Origin of the sequence: Leifsonia sp. SIMBA_070 (genome assembly GCF_046534635.1) — a bacterium.
Classification (GTDB): Bacteria; Actinomycetota; Actinomycetes; order Actinomycetales; family Microbacteriaceae; genus Leifsonia.
On the sequence record NZ_JAWRYK010000552.1, the window covers coordinates 1 to 256 of the forward strand.

At 73.0% G+C, this 256-nt stretch carries 1 protein-coding gene; it reads right to left on the bottom strand.

Translation table 11 applies throughout. From position 1 onward, the window contains the following. The coding region (locus SB754_RS21410; RefSeq protein WP_410784343.1) for a helix-turn-helix domain-containing protein at positions 1 to 256 on the bottom strand (256 nt) is incomplete at both ends.

Below are 256 nucleotides of genomic sequence, written 5' to 3' on the forward strand. Positions count from 1 at the left end.
GCCCAGGCCGTGCCGATCCGTCGCCCGCTCGTGGAAGTGCTTGACCGTCCAGCCCGAGTAGCGCTGTTCGTAAAGGGCCGCGATGCGCTCGACCTCGTCCGCCGGCACCCGGTGGGGGCTGATCTTGCCCAGCCGCCGGTCCAACAGGCCGGCCGCCCCCTCGGCCTCGTACCGCCCCCGCCAGCGCCGGAACGTCCGCTCCGAAACACCGAGCCATTCCGACGCCTCTCCGGCGCTCAGGCCCTTGGCGCGATGG